This window comes from Hydrogenimonas sp., from assembly GCF_029932565.1.
Taxonomy (GTDB): domain Bacteria; phylum Campylobacterota; class Campylobacteria; order Campylobacterales; family Hydrogenimonadaceae; genus Hydrogenimonas.
Window position 1 is genome coordinate 26,863 of the sequence record NZ_JAOZPV010000002.1, and the last position, 20,072, is coordinate 46,934.

24 protein-coding genes are annotated in these 20,072 nt (G+C 51.9%); 20 read left to right on the top strand and 4 right to left on the bottom strand.

Going from position 1 to position 20,072, the window contains the following annotated elements; genetic code table 11:
- The first annotated feature begins 148 nt into the window (after positions 1-148).
- On the top strand, positions 149-1,216 hold the full coding sequence (locus Q1K24_RS00560) for a hypothetical protein (RefSeq protein ID WP_300364575.1): 1,068 nt from the start codon (positions 149-151) through the stop codon (positions 1,214-1,216).
- On the opposite strand, the gene Q1K24_RS00565 is transcribed toward Q1K24_RS00560, so the two are convergent.
- A complete protein-coding gene (locus Q1K24_RS00565) occupies positions 1,213-2,067 on the bottom strand; it encodes a histidinol-phosphatase (RefSeq protein ID WP_300364577.1) in 855 nt (284 codons plus the stop codon). The two genes, Q1K24_RS00560 and Q1K24_RS00565, sit on opposite strands and share 4 nt — an antisense overlap.
- A 55-nt stretch (positions 2,068-2,122) precedes the next feature.
- Positions 2,123-2,980 (bottom strand): S1-like domain-containing RNA-binding protein, encoded by an 858-nt coding sequence (locus Q1K24_RS00570; RefSeq protein ID WP_300364579.1) that lies wholly within the window; start codon positions 2,978-2,980, stop codon positions 2,123-2,125.
- Positions 2,981-3,429: 449 nt separating this feature from the next.
- On the opposite strand from Q1K24_RS00570, the gene Q1K24_RS00575 reads away from it, so the two are divergent.
- On the top strand, positions 3,430-3,651 hold the full coding sequence (locus tag Q1K24_RS00575) for a hypothetical protein (protein WP_300364581.1): 222 nt from the start codon (positions 3,430-3,432) through the stop codon (positions 3,649-3,651).
- Here the strand turns inward: Q1K24_RS00575 and Q1K24_RS00580 are convergent.
- The gene (locus tag Q1K24_RS00580) at positions 3,642-4,385 is read right to left on the bottom strand and encodes a hypothetical protein (RefSeq protein ID WP_300364583.1); all 744 of its coding nucleotides are present in this window, start codon (positions 4,383-4,385) and stop codon (positions 3,642-3,644) included. The two genes, Q1K24_RS00575 and Q1K24_RS00580, sit on opposite strands and share 10 nt — an antisense overlap.
- A gap of 3 nt (positions 4,386-4,388) precedes the next feature.
- Complete coding sequence (locus tag Q1K24_RS00585) at positions 4,389-4,793, bottom strand: hypothetical protein (protein ID WP_300364585.1); 405 nt, start codon at positions 4,791-4,793, stop codon at positions 4,389-4,391.
- A 126-nt stretch (positions 4,794-4,919) separates the two neighbouring features.
- Between Q1K24_RS00585 and Q1K24_RS00590 the strand changes: the two genes are divergently transcribed.
- The 18 genes from Q1K24_RS00590 to Q1K24_RS00675 all read left to right on the top strand — a co-directional run bounded on the left by Q1K24_RS00590 (position 4,920) and on the right by Q1K24_RS00675 (position 20,072).
- Entirely contained in the window at positions 4,920-8,000 is a 3,081-nt protein-coding gene (locus Q1K24_RS00590) for an efflux RND transporter permease subunit (RefSeq protein WP_300364587.1), read from the top strand.
- A gap of 43 nt (positions 8,001-8,043) precedes the next feature.
- Entirely contained in the window at positions 8,044-8,733 is a 690-nt protein-coding gene (locus Q1K24_RS00595; protein ID WP_300364589.1) for a chemotaxis protein, read from the top strand.
- A 1-nt stretch (position 8,734) separates the two neighbouring features.
- On the top strand, positions 8,735-9,997 hold the full coding sequence (locus Q1K24_RS00600; RefSeq protein ID WP_300364591.1) for a peptidase U32 family protein: 1,263 nt from the start codon (positions 8,735-8,737) through the stop codon (positions 9,995-9,997).
- On the top strand, positions 9,990-10,328 hold the full coding sequence (locus Q1K24_RS00605; protein WP_300364593.1) for a hypothetical protein: 339 nt from the start codon (positions 9,990-9,992) through the stop codon (positions 10,326-10,328). Before Q1K24_RS00600 ends, Q1K24_RS00605 begins: the two co-directional genes overlap by 8 nt.
- Positions 10,329-10,362: 34 nt before the next feature.
- Complete coding sequence (gene purE / locus Q1K24_RS00610) at positions 10,363-10,863, top strand: 5-(carboxyamino)imidazole ribonucleotide mutase (protein ID WP_300364595.1); 501 nt, start codon at positions 10,363-10,365, stop codon at positions 10,861-10,863.
- A 243-nt stretch (positions 10,864-11,106) separates the two neighbouring features.
- Entirely contained in the window at positions 11,107-11,589 is a 483-nt protein-coding gene (locus Q1K24_RS00615; protein ID WP_300364597.1) for a DUF3972 domain-containing protein, read from the top strand.
- The gene (locus tag Q1K24_RS00620; protein WP_300364599.1) at positions 11,586-12,455 is read left to right on the top strand and encodes an ARMT1-like domain-containing protein; all 870 of its coding nucleotides are present in this window, start codon (positions 11,586-11,588) and stop codon (positions 12,453-12,455) included. The genes Q1K24_RS00615 and Q1K24_RS00620 overlap by 4 nt, the downstream gene beginning before the upstream one ends.
- On the top strand, positions 12,448-12,945 hold the full coding sequence (locus Q1K24_RS00625) for a hypothetical protein (RefSeq protein WP_300364601.1): 498 nt from the start codon (positions 12,448-12,450) through the stop codon (positions 12,943-12,945). The genes Q1K24_RS00620 and Q1K24_RS00625 overlap by 8 nt, the downstream gene beginning before the upstream one ends.
- A 154-nt stretch (positions 12,946-13,099) precedes the next feature.
- A complete protein-coding gene (locus Q1K24_RS00630) occupies positions 13,100-13,360 on the top strand; it encodes a glutaredoxin family protein (protein WP_300364603.1) in 261 nt (86 codons plus the stop codon).
- Entirely contained in the window at positions 13,357-14,247 is an 891-nt protein-coding gene (gene glyQ / locus Q1K24_RS00635; RefSeq protein WP_300364605.1) for a glycine--tRNA ligase subunit alpha, read from the top strand. The genes Q1K24_RS00630 and glyQ overlap by 4 nt, the downstream gene beginning before the upstream one ends.
- Positions 14,244-14,966: a Nif3-like dinuclear metal center hexameric protein gene (locus tag Q1K24_RS00640; RefSeq protein WP_300364607.1), complete on the top strand. Its 723-nt coding sequence runs from the start codon at positions 14,244-14,246 to the stop codon at positions 14,964-14,966. Before glyQ ends, Q1K24_RS00640 begins: the two co-directional genes overlap by 4 nt.
- Before the next feature lie 16 nt (positions 14,967-14,982).
- Positions 14,983-15,711, top strand: coding sequence for a C4-type zinc ribbon domain-containing protein (locus tag Q1K24_RS00645; RefSeq protein WP_300364609.1), 729 nt, complete (start codon positions 14,983-14,985; stop codon positions 15,709-15,711).
- 13 nt (positions 15,712-15,724) lie between these two features.
- On the top strand, positions 15,725-16,876 hold the full coding sequence (waaA, locus tag Q1K24_RS00650; protein WP_300364680.1) for a lipid IV(A) 3-deoxy-D-manno-octulosonic acid transferase: 1,152 nt from the start codon (positions 15,725-15,727) through the stop codon (positions 16,874-16,876).
- Positions 16,866-17,153 carry a DUF167 domain-containing protein gene (locus Q1K24_RS00655; RefSeq protein ID WP_300364611.1) on the top strand — a complete coding sequence of 96 codons (288 nt, stop codon included), beginning with the start codon at positions 16,866-16,868 and terminating at the stop codon, positions 17,151-17,153. The genes waaA and Q1K24_RS00655 overlap by 11 nt, the downstream gene beginning before the upstream one ends.
- A gap of 72 nt (positions 17,154-17,225) precedes the next feature.
- A complete protein-coding gene (locus Q1K24_RS00660; RefSeq protein ID WP_300364613.1) occupies positions 17,226-17,972 on the top strand; it encodes an RluA family pseudouridine synthase in 747 nt (248 codons plus the stop codon).
- A gap of 187 nt (positions 17,973-18,159) precedes the next feature.
- Entirely contained in the window at positions 18,160-19,503 is a 1,344-nt protein-coding gene (gene ffh / locus Q1K24_RS00665) for a signal recognition particle protein (protein ID WP_300364615.1), read from the top strand.
- A gap of 92 nt (positions 19,504-19,595) precedes the next feature.
- Positions 19,596-19,823, top strand: a complete 228-nt coding sequence (gene rpsP, locus Q1K24_RS00670) for a 30S ribosomal protein S16 (protein ID WP_300364617.1) — start codon at positions 19,596-19,598, stop codon at positions 19,821-19,823.
- A 3-nt stretch (positions 19,824-19,826) separates the two neighbouring features.
- On the top strand, positions 19,827-20,072 hold the full coding sequence (locus tag Q1K24_RS00675) for a KH domain-containing protein (protein ID WP_300364619.1): 246 nt from the start codon (positions 19,827-19,829) through the stop codon (positions 20,070-20,072).

The following is a 20,072-nucleotide window of genomic DNA, read 5'->3' on the forward strand; positions in this document are numbered from 1 at the left end:
CTCCTTGGAAAATTTAAAATATCGGGTATTGTAACAAAATAAAGGTAAGAGGCAGGTGAAAGAGTTGATTAAAATTTAGGCACTGCAAAAAATATTTCGAAAGGCAAAAAACAAGCTTGATTTGACCCCAAACCTGTTATGATTGAATATGGAAAAAACGGGATGGATTGTATCGATCGGCCGGCTTCTCTTTCTCGCTCTTCTCACGCTACACCTTTCGGCCGATTCCAATACGACGGATGAAAACGCCACATTCATAGACGAGTACCACGATAGCTTCTCCGATCAGGTTGTCAAATGGTCGGACAAAATAGATCAAACCCTTGTCAATCTGCTTGGCGAGGAGGTGAATGCAACGAAACGGAGTGATGAAACTCCTCTGGAAAAGGAGAGGGAGAGCAGCGACAGATTCTTTCAGACGCAGAAATATCTCAACGAAACATCCCAAACCTATATTCGGCTGCGCGTCGATACGTCGGTCCGGTCCCTGGAGTCCGACGAAACCAATTTCCATGTCCGGGTCCACCTCCCTCTGTCACGGACAAAAAAACGATTGCGCCTTTTTATCGAAGATTTGAATGAAGACAATGCAGAAAATCTTGTCAAAAAAAGTTCCGACGACCCGGAAAAGGAAGAGGTTTCCCCAAAGATCGGAATCAACTATTTCGCTCCCCGCGCTTTCGGAATCCATTCGAAATACTCTCTCGGCTTGAGCGGCCTTCATCCTTATGTACGGGCGAGATACAGCATGGTGTTCGAACCCGGAAACTGGGTCGTCGAACCGGTTCAAACCTTCCAATACTCGGAAAAATACGACCTCTCCGAACGGACCAACCTCTATCTCGATACAGAACCGTGGGAGAATACACTGTTCAGGATCCAGCTCAGTCGCGGAACGCGTGCGCACAGGAAAGGGATGTATTACGGCCTGGGTTTCACTTACAACTGGGGTATGACGAGACACAGCGGTATGCGTATCGTCCAGACGTTCGCAGGGAATACGAAATATGAGTATACGCCGGAAGAGTCGACGAAAACGGAAACCTTTCCGGGCATCTATAACTACACCACGGCATTCGGCTATCGGCGGAGTGTCTGGCGCAAATGGCTCTATGTCGAGATGATTCCGGCCGTCAATTTCCATCGTCAGTACGATTACCGGCCCAACTATTCGTTCCGGATATTTTTCGATCTCTTTTTCGGAAATTACCACTAAAACGCGGCAAACGCCCGGTCGCGGTTTCTGAAATGGGCCGCTTTGGTGTAGCCGACCGACTTGGCGAGTTTGTGAAGCTCCTCTTTCTTGTATCCCACCTGTTCGGGATTGTGGGCATCGGATCCGAAAGTGATCGGAATTTCCCGTTCGTAGGCCATGATCAGCAGTTCCCTGCTCGGGTAGGCTTCGCCGATCGGTTTCCTGTATCCCGCCGCGTTGATTTCGATGACCATATCGGCTGATTTGATGGCATCCATCGCGCGTTCGGCGATCAGCCGAACGTCGGTTTTCGGTACATACTTGAAAACTTTGATGAGGTCCAGGTGCCCCACGATGTCGAACTTCCCTTCCTTCGCCATCGCTTCGACCAGGTCGAAGTAATCCTGCCAGATACCGTCGATGTCGGCACCTTCATATTTTCCGATGAATTCCGGATTGTCGAATCCCCACTTGTCGATGAAGTGGACCGAACCGATCAGATAGTCGACATCGGAGGCGAGCACTCTCCTGTCCATATGGCCCGGCAGCCAGTCGACCTCGTAGCCGAGCCGGATGTCGATCGTGCCGGTGTACTTTTCGCGCGCCCGTTTGACGTCGGTTTCGTAAGCGGACATCTCGTCGAAGCCCATACGGTAGCGTGGATCGAAATCCATCGGTGCATGGTCGGAAAAACCGAAAATATCGATCCCCTCTTCGATCGCTTTTTCGATGTAGTCATCGATCGAACCCTCTGCGTGATTGCAGCGTGCCGTGTGGTTGTGCAGGTCGATGACGAGGGCGCCCGTTCGGGCGCCGGGTGTTGAGTGCTGAGTGTTGAGCGTTGAGTTTTTCTCTTTTTGAAAAAGGCTCATCGTAATTCCTTCAACCAATGGAAGCGGCGCAGCCGCGTCCGAAATTCTTCATTCTTCACTTTCCATTCTTCATTCGTAGATAGGTGCCGTTCTCTTTGACCTCGATTTTTCCTGCCTCTATCAGCTTTGTCAGAGCGCGTTTGAAGTTTTTTCGGCTGAGTCCCAGCAACTCCTTGATGCGCTCCGGATCGCTTTTGTAATTGAGCGGCAGCATTCCGTTGTGGTCGTGCAGCCAGGCCATCACCTTGTCGGCGGCCAGATTGTCACTCTTTTTGCCGATGGGGCGGGTCAGGAGGTCGATTTTGCCGTCGTCGCGAACCTGCTTGACATAAGCAGTGACAGTGTCGCCAACGGCAAGGGGACCGAAGACCTCCGAATGGAAAATGAGCCCTTCGTAGCGCCGGTTCACCACCGCCTTGTAGCCGAGTTCCGTTTTGCCGAAGATGTAGGCGTCAACCGCCTCGTTCCGTTTCAGCGTTTTGGATGAGGCTTTGGCGAGCTGCCGGTCGAATTTCTGTGTACCTGCCAGCCTGTGACTCTTTTCGTCGTACGTCACCAGAATCGCGTGGCATTCTCCTCTGTGCATCGGCTCTTTTTGGAGCATTCTGGGGACGAAGAGGTCTTTTGGCAATCCCCAGTCTACAAAGGCGCCATGGGGAGTGAGATCCACCACTTCCATCTCGGCCACTTCGCCCAGCATCGCACGGGGACGCTCCGTCGTTGCGACGATTCTCTCTTCACTGTCGGTATAGAGGAAGACATCAAGTGTATCTCCTATTTTCATCGTTTCCGTAACGTAACGCTTCGGAAGCAGGACCTCTTTCTCCTTTTCGCTTGCGAGAACGAGACCGTGTGGCGTTTCACGGACGATTTTCAGACGATTGACGGTTCCAAGTTCCAGATATGCATTCATGCCGCGATTATAGCGGAATTTTCAGATGGGTTCTAGAACCTATCCCAACAATCCCCATAGGCGGGAATGGCACGCAAAAAGTGCGATGGCGAGGCGAAAAGTGCAGGGTGTAGCCGAAGCTACATTCAAGCTTTTCAACGAAACCAGTGTGCTTTTTGCGTGCCACCCTTCGGGCAGCGTGTTTTTGTCCCGATTCGTCGTTGGTTCTCCCCGATGTGGCTTTGGCCACATCTTCGTCGTACCGCCTCGACCTGGAACAAAATCATTGCTGTTACCACCTATAGGGATGTTTGAGATGGGTTCTGGTCATTTTCGATACAGAAAAGCATTCGAAAATGCTATTACGTTTTTCACTGGAAATGCTTACAATGATTTGTGAAGAACCAACGCATATCCACCTTTCGGAAAAGAAGAGGTTCGATGGTTTTACCTTTCCAGAAGGAGTCCAGATGGAGCAGAACGGCAATGACAACGGCATGCGGAACGAGAAGAAAAAAAGAGAAAAGAGAGACGGAGCAGATGTAACGCTTGAAAAAGTGGAAGAGAGGATCCGGGCTCTTTATGCACGATACAGGGCCGGTGATATGAGCGAAAGCGAATATTTCGGAAATCTGAGTCGACTTGACGACCTGCTTCAGAAACTCGAGAAAAAGGAGGGCGATCAGGAGTGAGAGGTCATGCGATTTCGCATGTCGTCACCCAGTTTTTTATAGATGTAGAAAAATTTGAGAAGATAGATTTCAAGCCCCTCTTTATCGGTAAAGGGGTCAACTTCGAACTCACTGATGAGATGTCCATTGGTGCCGTCGACCAATCTGGCTCGGCTTGGATTCAGTGAGGAGTCGGTTTTCGGATCGAGTGGCAGGATCGGGATGCCGATCACTTCCGATATCTCGTCACGAACCTGTTTGAAACGGGGAATGAAATAGTCGTCGTCGGAATGGATGAGGCGGTCGATCTCTTCACCGATGTAAAGCTCCAGCTGATTGATCGGCAGAATACCGCTGAAAAGAATGGTTACGGGAAATTCGGAAAGAGAGTCGACCCGTTTGATCCCGAAAACAAAATTCTGTTTTTCATCGACCAGATCATGGATATACTTGATGGAATTTTCGATATCATCCAGAGAGTGACCCGCATCTTCGTAGACTGCGACGATACTGAGCGACTGTGTGATTTTGCGTCGGATTTTCTGTTCCTTCAGCTCTTGTCTGACATCGTCGTACGTAAGTTTGAGGACGAGAAACTCTCCTTTCAGCGCCAATGCCTCGTAAAGTGTTTTCTCGGAGAGTGGCATCGGCTGGTTTTCGTTGCATACCATACTGCTGATCGTCTCCTGCATCTCTCCGATATATTCGGACGGCGTTTTTTCTGCGACGATTTCGAGGATTTCCCGGCTATCCATCCGTTATGCTTCCAATGCATTTTCCTGATAGGCTGCATACGCCTTGACGACATTGTTCTGTTTTTGAATATCCCGAAGTGTCTGATAGAACTCGATGCCGCTTGGTGCGTCTGAATCCATGTCGGCCTCGGTGGTGACACTCATATAGATCTCCCATTGTGTCTTTTTCGATTGCGTTCCGATATACCCGACCGTCAATTCCCGTAAAGCATCTCTCTGTTCCTGCAGACCCGTTTTGACGTCATCGATCTTTTCAGCGATACGATCCTGTAGCTTGAGTCTGTTTTCCGGCGAAAGTTCCGGCTTTTCGAATTCGGGTATGGTTATGAGATCCGGTTTTCCCGGAATGGCCACCGGCTGTTGATACTGGGCCAGATGCTGATAGGCACTTTGGGATGATATGTTCATGTCCGCATCCTTCATAATCATAATGCGTTAAATTATATCACGTTTCGTGCCGAACCTCTTTTCATAACAGATTGCTCTTCCTCTCTGCTACAATAATGGCATCAAATTCCGGAGCGTAACGGGCAGATGCGAATCATTGAATATTTCCTTACCAACAAACGGCTCAACTATGTTCTTCTGCTTTTTATTCTCCTTGCCGGTATCAATGCCTATCGGGAGATTCCGAAAGAGCTCTTTCCCGATGTTACGCTCAATATGATCGACGTCTCCGGCGGGTATCCCGGTTCGAGTGCGAAGATTCTCGACAAGATGGCAGTCCGGGATATCGAGGATGCCATCGAAGGGATCAGCGGCATCGAAACGACCGAGACGATCATCGTTCCGGGACGGTTCGATATCATTCTGACTCTGACGGACGATGCCGATCCGATCGATCTGTTGAGCAAGGTCAAGGATGCCATTGCGGCGAATCGCCAGTATCTTCCGGCCGATATGGTCGAACCGGTGGCGACATTGCTGATACGCAAGCAGGATCTGCTTTCGCTCTCCCTCTCGTCCAAAACGTTGAATCGTGAAGAGTTGATCGATGTGGCGAAGAGTGTAAAAAGCAAAATCATGCATATGGACGGTATCGCCGAGGTGAAAATCTATGGCGATTCCGACGAAGAGATCCTGATACGGATCGATTCCGAGGCCGTCGCAGCATACGGTATCAGCCAGAGAACGCTGCTCAACGCCATTTCGAATCTCTCATACATCTATCCGGTCGGCAATATCGAACAGCCGGGCAACTATATTTTTCTCTCGACTGTCCATGGCCGGCAAGGGGAGAAGGCATGGGAAAACGCGCTGCTTCGTGTCGATGGCAAAACGATCCGCCTGGGGGATGTGGCGGAGGTGACACGCCGGCTCTCCCAGACGGCGACACTCTCCTCTTTCAATACACTCGACAATGTGACACTGAAAGTCTACAAAGCATCCGAGGGCGATGCGATTGTCCTCTCCAAAGAGCTCGGACGTTTTGTCGAAACACTGGAAAAGGAGTATCCGGAACTTATATTCAATATCTACCACGACTCGTCGGTTCCGATCAAAAAACGACTCGACGTCATCATTTCGAATATCATGTTCGGGCTGATACTCATTTTTATCACGATGGCACTGCTTGTCAACTTCCGAATCGCGGCGATCGTGACGATGGGTATTCCCTTTTCGTTCGCCATCGGTCTGCTTTTTATCTACTATATGGGATATACGATCAATATCGTATCCCTTCTTGGTGCATTGATCGTGATCGGAATCGTCGTCGATGATGCGGTGGTCGTTGCGGAGAATATCCAGCGATATCTCGACGAAGGGATGGAGCGTCACGCTGCCGTGCTGCGCGGAGTACGTGAAATGATGCTGCCTGTTACATTGGCGACGGTAACGACGGTGGTCGCCTTCCTGCCCCTTTTCCTCCTCTCCGGTGAGATATCCCATTTCATCATTCTGATTCCGATTGTCGTCATCATGGTGCTCCTGGGTTCACTGATCGAAAGCTTCCTTTTTCTTCCCCTGCATACCAAAGAGTTCCTGAAAAAGGGCGGAAGCATGGTCGAGTGGAGACCGCTTCAGAAGCAGTATGAACGATCGCTCATGTTCATTGTCCGCCACAAAAAGAGTTTTCTGGCGCTCTTTGTGCTCGGTATTCCGCTGGCGACGGTCATGATGCTCAAACAGACCCATTTCCAGTTTTTCCCTTCATTCGACAGCCGCTACATTTACGTTACGGGGCGTACCGACCTCAATACCCCGATCGAAACGACACACAAAGTGGCCAGGGAGATCGAAGCGGCGCTGCTGAAGCACAGGAAGGAACTGGGTATGAAATCGGTCTCCGCCGTCGCCGGTTCTCGTACGACGATGGGTGGTGAAAACGAAAAGGACAACGGATCGTTCTACATCACCCTGGAGCTCTACGATCTGGTCGATACCGACTGGATCAACCAATATCTGAACCCCATTCTCAATCTTTCGTTCGATTTTCGCGATCCCGAAAAACGGCGTACACTCAAGACCTACGAGCTCGCCGGGAAGATCGAAACGATCATCGCACCCTTTCGAACACGCTATCGTCTCGAGGAACTGGGAGTCCGTCAGCGCCACATCGGTGTCATACGCAACGACATCAAAATCAACTTTTCCGGCAACGATGACGAGAAAATCATCAAGGCGATGGAACGGGTCAAAAAGGCGCTCGCCGCAACCGCCGGTGTAACAGGTGTCAGCGACAATCTGCAATATGGCAAGATGGAGTGGCAGATGCGCATCAATGATTACGGCGAGAAGCTTGGGCTGACAGAAGGGGAAGTGGCGCGGCTGCTTTCGGGCTATTTTCTCGAACGGCGCCAGGCGATGACATTCGGCAAAGAGGGGGTCGTCGAAATACGCACCGAAGAGATCGGAAAAGACAATATTTCGCGTCTGGAGCATTTCGACTATCCGCTTTCCGACAGCCGGTTCGTAAAACTTCGTGACATTGTCGACTTTGTGAAGTCACGTGATTTCATGCAGATCAAGAAACGTGACGGCGAAGTCGTCAAAACCGTTTTCGCAACAGTCGACAAACGTCAAACGACGGCCAACGATGTGCTCGACGCGATCGCTCCTCTGCTGAAAACCATCGAAACCGAAGGGGTAAAAATCCGGCTGATGGGTGAAAAAGAGAAGAACAGGCAGCTCGCCAAAGAGATGAAACACGCCGTCGCCATCGCACTCTTTCTGATTCTGATTACACTGCTGCTGATCTTTTCGAAAATCAAATATGCACTGATGGTGATGTCGGTGATCCCCTTTTCGATTCTGGGGGCGCTTGCAGGGCACCTGCTGCTGGAGATCAACCTTTCGATGCCTTCGCTTATCGGTATTCTTGGCCTTGCCGGTGTTGTCGTGAACGACGGTATCATCATGCTCGACTTTCTGCATGGCACACACGATACCCATGCCTTTTTTCAGAGAGCCGCGCTTCGTCTGCGCCCGATTCTCATCACCTCGATCACGACCTTTCTCGGTCTCTTCACGCTGATATTCTTTGCGACGGGCCAGGCGGTCATTCTCCAGCCCATTGCCGTTGCGATCGGTTTCGGACTCATCTGGGGAACGATTTTGAACCTCTTCTATCTACCGACACTCTACGCGGTTGTCAACCGGATTGAAATTAAATGAATAAATCTATATAATCTGACAGATTTATGCGAAAAGGGATAGGATGACACAAGAAGAGCTTGATGCGTTGATGGCCGGCGACCTCGACCTGGAGTCGGAGGCACTTTCTGACGATGTCTCTCCGGTCGAAAAAAAACTCGATCTCTCTTCTGCTGACGAACAGGAGGAAGAGGATGGCGGCGAAGAAGAGGTTATTACGCCGCCACCGGCGACAAAAGAGCATCGTGTTGTCAGCCAGCTTGACGATGTCACACGCGATTCGGAAGAGAAGGCGAGCGAGATTTTCGATGCGCTCGATGTGGTGCTCAACGATGTCGAGGGTGCGATCGGTGCGATCGGAAAGATGCAGAGCATCGCCGACGACTTCGAAAATCTTTTTACCACTTTACAGAAAAAGTTTCCCCATATCACCCGATTCGCGCAGGCCGGTGACCAGGCGGCCGAACTGAGAAAACTGGGTGACGAGGCGGTGGAGATGCTTCAGAGCGCCGATACGCAGATTCTGGGTGCGATGGATACGATGCAGTACCAGGATATCCACCGCCAGAAGATCGAGCGTGTCATCAATATCATGCGGGCGCTCAGCCGCTACATGAGTGCACTCTTCGAAGGCAATATCGAAGATGAAAAGCGTGTCAAATCGGCACGTCATATCGAGGGGGACACCGGCACGGAAGAGGTGATCTCCAATGACGATATCGAAGCGTTGATCGCTCAGTTCGGAGGCAAATAGATTGGTGGAACTTCTCTCGCCGGCCGGCAATCTCGAGAAACTGAAAATCGCATTCGCCTATGGTGCCGATGCCGTCTATGGCGGGGTGAGCCACTTTTCGCTGCGGATTCGGAGCGGCAAAGAATTCACCTACGAGACGTTTCAGGAGGGAATTGACTACGCCCATGCCTTGGGCAAAAAGGTCTATGTGACGATCAACGGCTTTCCGTTCAATTCACAGCTCGAACTCTACCGCAACCATATGGAGAGGATGGCGGCGATGGGGCCGGACGCTTTCATCATCGCGACACCGGGACTCGTGAAAATGTCCAAAGAGGTGGCACCCGACATTCCGATCCACCTTTCGACCCAGGCGAATGTCATGAATGTGCTCGATGCGCAGTTCTATTACGATCTGGGTGTCAGCCGCATCATCGCGGCGCGGGAGATCAGTCTGCGCGATCTGGAGGCGATCAAACAGGAGCTGCCGGATCTCGAACTCGAAGTCTTCGTGCATGGCTCGATGTGTTTCGCCTACAGCGGACGATGTCTCATCAGCTCCCTGCAGAGTGGGCGTGTGCCCAACCGCGGAAGCTGTGCCAACGATTGTCGCTTTCCCTATGTACTCTATGCCGAAAATCCGGAAACGGGTGTGACGTTCCGGCTTGAAGAGGAAGAGGGGCTGGGGACCTATATCATGAATGCCAGGGATATGAATCTGGCCTCCCATATCGACGAGATTCTCGCATCGGGTGTCATCGATTCGCTCAAGATCGAGGGGCGGACGAAGAGCCCCTACTACGTGGCGGTGACGGCCCATGCCTACCGGCAGGCGATCGACGATTTCTACGCCGGTAGATTCGATGCCGAAAAATACCAGAAAGAGCTCCATACGACGAAGCATCGCGGGTTCACCGACGCCTATCTGATCCACCGTCCGTTCGAACGTGAGGGGACGCAGAGTCTGGAGAGCTCGATCAGCGAGGGAACCCACCAGGTCGAAGCACTGGTAGACGAAGCGGGACTCGCATTTCTGGTCAAGGACAGGGTCTGTGAAGGTGACGAAATGGAGATCCTGTCGCCTGCGCCGATTCTTGAACAGGTCGAGAACGAGCGCGGCTCGATATTCCGAAAAACGGATGGGAGCTGGTGGCTGAAGATGGAAAAACTGGAGACCCCGACGGGCAAAACCTACGAGTGTATTCACAGCGGCAACGAAAATCCGATTCTGCTGCCGACACCTCTTCCGCCATTTACATTTTTGCGAAAGCCTCTCCATGGATGAGACGTTGACACGGAACCGGCTGATCCGCATCTGGTGGGCATGGCAGTGGCGCACGGTTGTTGCCACCTTCATCGGTTCTCTTGTCCTGATTACGGTCTTTGCCTTTTTCGCCGGATTTTTCGGTATGGACAAACAGCTCATTACCTTGATCGGCAATCTGATCTACATGGGGGTCGGCATATTTGCCTCCATCTGGTTTCTGGGGTTTGTTCTCAAAAAAGATTTCGGAGATTTCAGGCTGACGATTGAGGAGAGAAGATATTGTGAGAGGCCGCCGAAGGAGGAGAAGGAAAAAACAGATGAATTGAAAACCGAAGATCAAATTGTTTGATTTTCGGTTTTCAATCCAACAATCAGGAGAGAGCATGAGATTTGTATCGATCATCATCGGAAGCAAGAGCGATTATGAGGTCATGAAGGAGTGCGGCAAGACGCTGGAAAAATTCGGTGTTCCGTATGAACTGATCATCTCGTCGGCCCATCGGAGCCCCGACCGAACGAAAACCTATATCAAAGAGGCGGAAGAGCGCGGCGCCGTCGTTTTCATTGCTGCAGCGGGCATGGCGGCCCATCTGGCGGGTGCCGTGGCGGCAACGACGATCAAGCCGGTCATCGGTGTACCGATGAGTTCGTCCGATCTTCGCGGCGAGGATGCTCTGCTCAGTACCGTTATGATGCCGGCCGGCATGCCGGTCGCGACGCTCGCTATCGGAAAAGCGGGTGCCATCAACAGTGCCTATCTGGCAATGCAGATTCTGGCTATCGACGACGATGAACTGAAGGTGAAACTGACGGAGGATCGTCTGGCGAAGGCGAAGAAGGTGGAGACCGATTCGGCGGAGATCGAGGTGTTGATTTCAAAGTGACACTTCCGGCGATGCCCCCTGTTGTGAGGGTCTCGCGTCCAACCTTCCGCCCCGCTTTCACGCCGGTTCCCGAAATGCCGTTTCGGCATTTCTGTGGGGATTTCGGACGATTTTTCTCTCTTGAAAAATCGTCTCCCGGTATTCGTTTTGAAAGTCGGGCAGATTGAATGCTTCATGGTCGAGAAATTGGAATGGTAGTTGCATTTGATTGGCATCAGTAGCTTTGAGCAAAAGGAAAAATAGATGAGTACCTGGCTGAATATCAGAGCCTATGCGAAACTGACGGGCAAGGATTTCGACGAAGTGCTGGAGATGGTAGACAGCGGCCTGGTGGAGTCGAAAGAGGAGGATGGCGATATTTTTATCAAAGCCGATGCCCAGGAGACACTGCCGGCGGCGCAGCCTTCCCGGGGAGAGGTACTGAAGGTCGACATGCAGTCCGGCGAGGGGCTTCAGTTTGTCGAAAAGACAATCGGTACGATCCTTTCGATGCACGAGAAGGTGGTCGATGCGAAAGAGGAGACTCTCGACGCGCTCAAAAATGAAAACCAGTTCCTCAAAGAGGCGCTGATGTCGATGCAGGAGCTCTATGACGAGGATCGCAGAACGATCGAAACATTGACCAACGAGCTCAATGCGACGCGCGAGGAGCTGGAGTTTGTCAAACGCAAATACAAATTGATGTGGGGAAAAATGGTCGAGAAGCATGCGGAGGAGAAACGATGAAGATGACACCGGAGTGTGTTACCTGTATCTTTTCGCAGGCGCTTCGAGTCTGTGAAACCCTGCATGTCGATGAAAAAACGACAAAAGAGGTGCTCGATGCAGTCGGCTGCATGATACCCGAATGGTCGTTCGAAGAGACACCGCCCCAGGTGGCGTCGCGTGTCTATCCGCTTATTGCGAAGATACTGCATACCGACGATATCTATGGCGATTTCAAGCGGGAAGCGACGGAGCATGCGAGGGCGTTTCTGCCCTACATCGAATCGATGATCGATAAGAGTGTCGACATGTTCCATGCCTCTTTGAAAGCGGCCGTGGCCGGCAATGTGATCGACCTGGCTGCGACGGAGCGGTTCGATCTTGAAGAGGAGGTGGCCAAAGTTTTCGAAACCCCTTTTGCCATCGATGACAGTGCCCGGTTGCGGGAACATCTGGCGCAGGCCCGGAATGTACTGGTCATCGGGGACAATGCGGGCGAGCACCTGTTCGACAAAGTGATGATGCGAAGATTCAACACGATCTTTCCTCATGTTCGGTTCGGCTATGTCGTACGGGGTGTTCCGATCATCAACGATGTGACGGTGAAAGAAGCCAGCGAGGCGGGAATAGACGAGGTGGCCGAAATTATCGACAGTGGCGTTACGACGCCGGGACTCGATTTGTCGCAAGTCAACGAAACAATGAGAAAACATTATGAAGAGGCCGATCTGATTATCTCAAAAGGAATGGGCAATTACGAATCGCTCAACGACAAGTCGACTCGACCGACATTCTATCTGCTCAAAGTCAAATGTCATGTCGTGGCCTCTTCGCTGGGTAGAGCGGTGGGCGATATCATCTGTTACGAAGGGGAGTACCATGTGTGAAAAAGTGATAGACGAAAAACTGTTACCGTTTCTCTTTACGCAGCCGAAACATCCGATGCGGTTCAACGAGCTGATGAAGGCGAACAAGCTCTTGGTGGACAATATGCCACTGGAGGGGCAGATTCCCGGCATGAAACTACGTCTTGGGCGAGCCTATCTCTTTATGATAGTCGTCTGGAACCTCGTTCTGATTCCTCTCGCGCTCATTTTCCACAAACTGCTTGCCAAGATAGACTGTCACATCGCGATCGTCATGGCCGTGGTGTTTACCCTTTTCTTTTTCGGTGTGCTGCAGATTTTCAAGCAGTGGTCGACCGAAAAGATGGCCGAAAAGATGATCAGGAAAGCGTGGGAGATCCATTTCCCCTATTACGACTTCGAGACGTTTCATGCGAAGGTGGCGAAGTTTTACGACGATGCGGTCGAGCGCGGCGTAACCGGAGCCAATCTGGAGATGTATATTATGAACGCGCTCTCTTTGGAGTCTTGAGCCGAAAGCCGTTCGTCTCTTGTATTACCCATTGATAGCGGGAAAGCCTCAATCGCCGGCCCATAGCGCCAAATGACGGCGAAGCAGACGACAATGAATGACAAATCATATTTGTTATAATTCCGCGAAAAGATTTTGATAAAAGGAGGTTCAAATGGCTGAAACCAAACCGAAGAAACGACAGAAGCAGGTGGTTCTGTTTACATCGCCGGGATGCGTCTGGTGTACGCGGGCCAAAACCTTCTTCAAGAAAAACGGCATCAAATTCAAAACGATCGATATCAGTACCAACCGGCAGGCAGCCAAAGACTGCGAACGGCATGGATGTCGCGGTGTACCCGTTGTGCTGATCGGCAGCCAGTGGATCTGCGGATTCGACGAACCGAAAATCAAGAAAGCATTGGACCTTACATGATCACATTCACCGACCTTCTTCTGAAACTTCAGACTTTCTGGGCCCAGCAGGGCTGCAACATCGTCCAGCCCTACGACATTCCCTCCGGTGCGGGAACCTTCCATCCGGCGACACTGCTTCGAAGTCTGGACAGCAAACCGTGGAGGGCCGCCTACGTGGCCCCCAGCCGACGTCCAACCGACGGCCGCTATGGGGAAAACCCGAACCGTCTTGGCGCCTATTACCAGTTTCAGGTGCTCATCAAGCCGAGTCCCGACGACATTCAGGATCTCTACCTCAAGAGCCTCGAATACCTGGGGCTGGACCTCTCCAGACACGACATCCGCTTCGTTGAAGACAACTGGGAGTCTCCGACACTTGGCGCGTGGGGGCTCGGCTGGGAAGTGTGGCTGGACGGGATGGAAGTGACGCAGTTCACCTATTTTCAGCAGGTCGGCGGCATCATATGCAACCCGGTCGCGGCCGAGATCACCTACGGAACGGAGCGGCTGGCGATGTATCTGCAGGGTGTCGAATCGGTTTTTGACATCGTCTGGAACGAGAAGGATGGGGAGGTGACCACCTATGCCGACGTGCACAAGGAGAGCGAATACGAATTCAGCAAATACAATTTCGAAATTGCCGACACCGCCATGCTGTTTCGTCACTTCGACGAGGCGGCGAACGAGTGTCGGCGGTGTCTCGATGCGGGTTTGCCGCTGCCGGCGTACGACCAGTGCATGATTGCGTCGCACCTCTTCAACACCCTTGATGCGCGAAAGGCGATTTCGGTGACCGAACGCGCCAACTACATTCTGAAAATCCGCGATCTGGCCAAAGGGTGTGCGGAACTCTACAAGGCACAGGAGTCCGAACGCGAAACGCGTATCAAAGGTGTAACGGCGTGACGGTCGGTGAAATTTACGGCATTCTCGACGAACTGAGCCCTTTCGAGCTGCAGGAGGCGTGGGACAACAGCGGTCTGCTTCTTGGAAGCGAACGCGATGAGGTAAGCCGCATTGTACTGAGTGTCGACATCGATCTGCAGATGATCGAAGAGGCGGAAGAGCATACGCTTTTCATTCTCCATCATCCATTGATCTTTTCGGGACTCAAGCGGCTTGTCTGGAGCGAATACCCCGCCAATCTTCTGCGTATCATGATACAAAAGAGCCATACGATGATCGCAATGCACACCAATTTCGACCAGACCCATCTGAACCGGTATGTTTTCGAAACCGTTCTGGGCTTCGACGTGGCCGGCTGCGAGGGTTTTGTCTGCACGGCAAAAGGTGACTGGCATACCGAAACACTGCTCAAAAGGGTCAAAGAGAGGCTCGGTCTCGACACGATGCGGATTGTCGGAACGAAAGAGCGAATACACAGCATTGCGTTGACGACAGGCGCGGGTGCAAGCCTGATGGATAGCATCGATGCCGATCTCTTCCTGACCGGCGACATCAAGTTTCACGACGCGATGAAAGCGCTCTCCAAAAGGCTCATGATGGCCGATATCGGCCATTTCGAAAGTGAAAAGTTTTTTGCCGATGCGATGGCACCCCATTTGAAAAATTTGCCGATTCCGGTTATAATTGCGCAATCAATCAACCCCTTCACCTACATCTGATAAGGAAACACAATCCATGAACAAGCATCTTGAAGAGCTTATAGAACTATCCAAAATCGATCAGGCCATTGATGCGTTCGAGCCAAGAATCGCGGAGGCGCGTGCCAAACTGGCCGAAGTCGAAGAGCAGGAGAGCGGTGTCGAACGTGAGATTCTCGAACTCGAAGAGGATATTCGGGATGCCGAACTCAAAAAGGCGAAAAACGACCTGCACATCCAGGAACTGACCGACAAACTGGATGCCAACAAAAAGAAGAGTGCCGAAGCGAAGACGGAAAAAGAGATCAAAGCGCTGCAGCTCGAGGAGGAGATCGCCAGAGAGCAGCTCGATTTCGCCCATGAGGAGATCGGCCGTCTCGAGAATCTGATCGAAACGCGCAACGAAGAGATCGAAACGAAAAAGGCGGAACTCGCGGCCCTGCAGGAGAAGAGCGCTTTGCTGAAGGAAGAGGTCGAAAAAGAGCTTGCCGAAATCGAGAAGGAGAAGCAGGAGTTTTTCAAGAAGAAGCAGGAGCTGGTTTCGAAAATGAGCCAGAAAATTCTTGCGTTCTACGACAAGATCCGCCGATGGGCGAAGAACACGGCTGTCGTGCCGGTCCGCAAGCAGGCGTGCATGGGATGTTTCATGAAGATCAACGACAAGACCTATGCCGAAGTGATCAAAGGGGAAGAGATCACGACATGCCCGCACTGCGGACGCATACTCTATCTCGAAGTACAGAAAGAAGAAGAGACCGCTGAATAACACACTCTTTACAATCCTCTACACACTTCTGGTGTGGGGGATCTATCTCGTTTTTTTACCCCTCATTCTCCTTTTCTCATTCAAAAAAAAGTATCGCGAGTCGATTCCGGCACGCTTTTTTCTCTGGCGCAATCCGCCGCTTCCGGAAAACAGAATCTGGTTTCACGCCTGCAGTTTCGGAGAGACGCGTGCCCTGAAGCCGCTGATCGAGGCGTTCGGTGAAGAGGAAACGGCACTCACGACAACGACACAGACCGGATATTCGGAAGCGAAAAAATTGGCGAAAGCGGTGCGTTATCTTCCGTTCGAACCGTTGCTCTGGTTCTGGATAAAACCGCAAAAAGCATTGGTGGTGATGGAGGCGGAACTCTGGTATCTTCTCTTCTATCTGGCGAAACGGCGTGGCGCCAAAACCTTTCTGATCAATGCCAGAATTTCGGACCGCTCCTATCGAAACTACCGGCGTATCGGCTGGTTTTACAGAAAAATATTCTCCCAGATCGATGCAGTGTACGCCCAGAGTGAAAAGGACAAGGTACGTCTTGAGGAACTTGGTGCGGTCAACGTACAGGTTACGGGCAATATCAAACTCGCCCAGCCGGCGAAACCGACAAAACTCTATCCGAAGCCGGCGGGCATCGTCGTGACGGCGGCCAGTACGCATGAAGGGGAAGAAGAGGGCATCGTAAAGGCTTTCATCGCATGGAGAGAGCGCCATCCCGATGCGAAACTTATTGTCGTGCCGCGTCATCCGGAGCGGTTCGATAGAGTTGCCGTGATGCTCGAGAAGGCATCGAGTCAGCACGGATTGCGATTCGGGCGCTGGAGCGAGACGGCCTCGCTGGAGTACGATATCGTGCTTGTCGATGTCATGGGCGAGCTGGTAAATATGTATGCGATCAGCGATATCGTTGTGCTGGGTGGTGCTTTCGCTCCGGTCGGGGGACACAATCCTGCCGAGGTTCTGCCGTTCGGCTGCCGCCTTGTCAGCGGCTATGAGATCTTCAATCAGCAGGCGATGTTTTCCGCAGTGGAGGGAGCGATCTTCTCCGACTTGGATGATTTGACAAAAGCGCTCGATGCGGCTCTTGCCGCCGAACCGCTTCGACTGAAGACACCTCTGTCGCTCGAACCGGTTCTGAAAGGGATTCGCGATGTGGTATGATGAAACGGATGGTTGGATTGATCTTTTCATCAATGCCAGGCCGGGAAGCTCGAAAAACGAAATCGTCGGTATTTTTGACGACACGCTGAAGGTGAAGGTCAAGGCACCGGCAGTCGAAGGGGCAGCCAACAAAGAGCTGGTAAAATATCTGGGAAAATGTTTCAAGGCACCGAAAAGCGGCATCGTTCTCCTTTCCGGGGAGAGCTCCAAACGGAAGCGTATCCGTCTGCCGAAAACGGAGAAGCTGATGCAGTTCATCCGGGAGATGGATGGGTGAAGTCTGGATATTATCGATGCGAAAGCGGAAACACAAGATGGCTGTAAAAGCAAGTTGAGGAAATGGGACAGGATGGAAAAAGAGAAAGCGTATAAACTGTTGGCGGTCCAGATGGGGCTCTCCAATTCAAAGGCAAAAGAGCTGATTGACCGGGGCGTCGTCTATGTAGGCAACAAAAAGGTGGCGATCGCCCGGGGTGAATTGCCGGTCGACACGAAGTTCCGCGTTCTGAAACTTCACAAAGTCGATGTACTGTACGAGAATGACGAAGTGGCGGCACTCAACAAACCGGCTTTTCTGACCAGTGACGAAGCGGCGCGGGAGGTTCCCGACGGAAGGCTGCTTCATCGCCTCGACCGGGAGACGAGCGGAGTGCTGCTTCTGGCCAAAACCAAGGCGTTCGAAAAGAAGGCCACGGAGGCATTCAAAGCCCGTGCCGTCTACAAAGTCTACACCTGTTGGGTCGACGGCATCGTCAGCGAGCCGATGACGATCGACAAGCCGCTCAAGACGATCAAACAGAATGGCCACGCCTACAGCAAAGTCGACCGGAAAGGCAAGGAGGCGATCACCCATATCGAGCCGGTCATGATATCGGGGCACAGAACCAAACTCCGGGTCGTCATCGAGACGGGTCGCACCCACCAGATACGGGTCCATCTCAAAAGCATCGGCCATCCGATCATCGGTGACCGTCAGTACGGCGTCACGAGCGCCCAGACCAACCGGATGCTGCTGCATGCGCTGGAGATGAAGCTGCTGGGCTACGATTTCCGCGCACCCGAGCCCAAAGGATTCGACGTTCTGGCGGGAGGCTGACAGAAAATATTGGTCACTTCGCACGCTGTCATTGGGAAAGGATTCAGTCACTCCTAATGACCAATAACCAATATACAAATGACAGATTTTCCGCATTGCGGAAAATCTTATATTTAATTAAAATTAAAGTCTTTATAAGGTAAAATTCCGCACTTTGTAGAACCCTGTATAAAAGGTAGGAGAACCCGTGTTTGAGTCACTGAGCAACAGTTTTCAGAATGCCATCAACAAAATCCGCTTCAAAGACGATGAAAAAGCCCTGAAGCGTGCATTGGACGAGCTGAAAAAGTCGTTGCTGAAGGCCGATGTACACCATAAAGTCGTCAAGGAACTTTTGAGTGTCGTCGAACGTGAAACAAAACGCAAGGGAATCGGAAAAGAGAATTTTCTCAAAGCACTGAAAAAAGAGCTGACCGAAATTCTGACAGCTCCCGGCAAACAGGGGTTCGTCTACAGCCCGACGCCGCCGACCGTCGTGATGATGGCGGGGCTTCAGGGGTCGGGCAAAACGACGACATCAGGAAAACTCGCCTACTACCTCAAACTCCGCAAAAAGAGAGTGCTGCTGGCGGCTGCCGACCTTCAGCGTCTCGCGGCGGTCGAACAGCTTCGCCAGATTGCGGATCAGATCGAAGTCGACGTTTTTGCCGATGAGTCGATCAACGATCCCGTCGAAGTGGCGAAGCGGGCTCTCGAGAAGGCGAAAGAGGGGAATTATGACGTTCTCATCGTCGATACCGCCGGACGCCTGGCAATCGATCAGGAGTTGATGGATGAGATCAAGCGGGTCAAAGAGATTCTTCAGCCCGACGAGATCTTCTATGTCGCCGACTCGCTGACCGGCCAGGATGCCGTGCGAAGTGCCGCTGCCTTCAACAAAGAGCTGGGACTGACCGGTGTCATTCTCAGCAAGTACGACGGTGACAGCAAAGGGGGTGTTGCGCTTGGCATCGCCAAACAGGTCGGTGTGCCGTTGCGCTTCATCGGATCGGGCGAGAAGATGCCTGATCTCGAAGTTTTTATTCCCGACCGGATCGTTGGGCGCCTGATGGGCGCTGGCGATATCGAATCCCTGGCGGAAAAGGCATCGGCTGTCATCGATGAAAAAGAGGCGAAGCGCGTCGCCAAAAAGATCAAAAAAGGGCAGTTCAACTTCAACGATTTCCTCGAACAGCTCGAGCAGATGAAGAAGCTGGGCTCCTTGAAATCGTTGATCGGCATGATTCCAGGCATGAACAAAATGGCGGGTGCCATCAAAGATCTCGATCTTGAAAATTCGGGAGAGATCAAAAAGATCAAAGCGCTGATCAGCTCGATGACACCGAAAGAGCGGGAGAATCCGGATCTGCTGAACAACAGCCGAAAGCGGCGTTTGGCACAGGGTGCGGGGCTCAGCCAGATGGAAGTGAACAAGGTGCTCAAACAGTTCAAAAACGCGGCGAAAATGGCAAAAAAGTTTTCGGGCAAAAAAGGGATGCAGGATCTGCAGAATATGATGAGCCAGATGCAGGGCGGCAGTTTTCCACGCTAGTTCTCTTCGGGACACTGACCTAAACGAACCCGTCATTCGTTTAGGTCAGTGCCTCTTAGCAATTGAAAAAAGACAGATTTTAAGGAGAAACAATGACAGTAATCAGATTGACACGCATGGGACGCAAGAAACGACCCTTCTACCGCATCGTCGTAACGGACAGCCGAAAGCGACGCGACAGCGGCTGGATCGAATCGATCGGATACTACGATCCGATGACGGATCCGAAAACGATCAAACTCGACGAAGAGCGCTACAACTACTGGCTGAGCGTCGGTGCACAGCCGAGTGAGCGCGTCAAGAAACTCGCAGGCAAGTAAGCGATGATCGAGATCTTTGTGCGTGATTTCGCGAAACTGATCGCTTCTCATCCGGAAGATATCGTTGTCGAACGCAACAATCTCGGTGAGAATTTCGATGAAATCATTATCTATGCGCACAAAGAGGATGCCGGCAAGCTGATCGGAAAAGAGGGGCGTATGATCAATGCGCTCAAAACGCTGATCAGTGGCTGCAAAGCGAAGGACGGCATCAGCTATCGGGTCAACGTCAGAACGACCGGAGAGTAG

Excerpts from the sequence above, each read along its gene's own strand:
- Q1K24_RS00565 (WP_300364577.1), bottom strand. The coding sequence starts at position 2,067 with ATGAGCCTTTTTCAAAAAGAGAAAAACTCAACGCTCAACACTCAGCAC.
- Q1K24_RS00595 (WP_300364589.1), top strand. The coding sequence starts at position 8,044 with ATGACACAAGAAGAGCTTGATGCGTTGATGGCCGGCGACCTCGACCTG.
- Q1K24_RS00570 (WP_300364579.1), bottom strand. The coding sequence starts at position 2,980 with ATGAATGCATATCTGGAACTTGGAACCGTCAATCGTCTGAAAATCGTC.
- Q1K24_RS00585 (WP_300364585.1), bottom strand. The coding sequence starts at position 4,793 with ATGAACATATCATCCCAAAGTGCCTATCAGCATCTGGCCCAGTATCAA.
- Q1K24_RS00660 (WP_300364613.1), top strand. The coding sequence starts at position 17,226 with ATGGAAAAAGAGAAAGCGTATAAACTGTTGGCGGTCCAGATGGGGCTC.
- Q1K24_RS00590 (WP_300364587.1), top strand. The coding sequence starts at position 4,920 with ATGCGAATCATTGAATATTTCCTTACCAACAAACGGCTCAACTATGTT.
- Q1K24_RS00620 (WP_300364599.1), top strand. The coding sequence starts at position 11,586 with ATGAAGATGACACCGGAGTGTGTTACCTGTATCTTTTCGCAGGCGCTT.
- Q1K24_RS00645 (WP_300364609.1), top strand. The coding sequence starts at position 14,983 with ATGAACAAGCATCTTGAAGAGCTTATAGAACTATCCAAAATCGATCAG.
- Q1K24_RS00580 (WP_300364583.1), bottom strand. The coding sequence starts at position 4,385 with ATGGATAGCCGGGAAATCCTCGAAATCGTCGCAGAAAAAACGCCGTCC.
- Q1K24_RS00575 (WP_300364581.1), top strand. The coding sequence starts at position 3,430 with ATGGAGCAGAACGGCAATGACAACGGCATGCGGAACGAGAAGAAAAAA.
- Q1K24_RS00630 (WP_300364603.1), top strand. The coding sequence starts at position 13,100 with ATGGCTGAAACCAAACCGAAGAAACGACAGAAGCAGGTGGTTCTGTTT.
- Q1K24_RS00625 (WP_300364601.1), top strand. The coding sequence starts at position 12,448 with ATGTGTGAAAAAGTGATAGACGAAAAACTGTTACCGTTTCTCTTTACG.
- Q1K24_RS00615 (WP_300364597.1), top strand. The coding sequence starts at position 11,107 with ATGAGTACCTGGCTGAATATCAGAGCCTATGCGAAACTGACGGGCAAG.
- Q1K24_RS00560 (WP_300364575.1), top strand. The coding sequence starts at position 149 with ATGGAAAAAACGGGATGGATTGTATCGATCGGCCGGCTTCTCTTTCTC.
- rpsP (WP_300364617.1), top strand. The coding sequence starts at position 19,596 with ATGACAGTAATCAGATTGACACGCATGGGACGCAAGAAACGACCCTTC.
- purE (WP_300364595.1), top strand. The coding sequence starts at position 10,363 with ATGAGATTTGTATCGATCATCATCGGAAGCAAGAGCGATTATGAGGTC.
- Q1K24_RS00605 (WP_300364593.1), top strand. The coding sequence starts at position 9,990 with ATGGATGAGACGTTGACACGGAACCGGCTGATCCGCATCTGGTGGGCA.
- Q1K24_RS00675 (WP_300364619.1), top strand. The coding sequence starts at position 19,827 with ATGATCGAGATCTTTGTGCGTGATTTCGCGAAACTGATCGCTTCTCAT.
- Q1K24_RS00655 (WP_300364611.1), top strand. The coding sequence starts at position 16,866 with ATGTGGTATGATGAAACGGATGGTTGGATTGATCTTTTCATCAATGCC.
- glyQ (WP_300364605.1), top strand. The coding sequence starts at position 13,357 with ATGATCACATTCACCGACCTTCTTCTGAAACTTCAGACTTTCTGGGCC.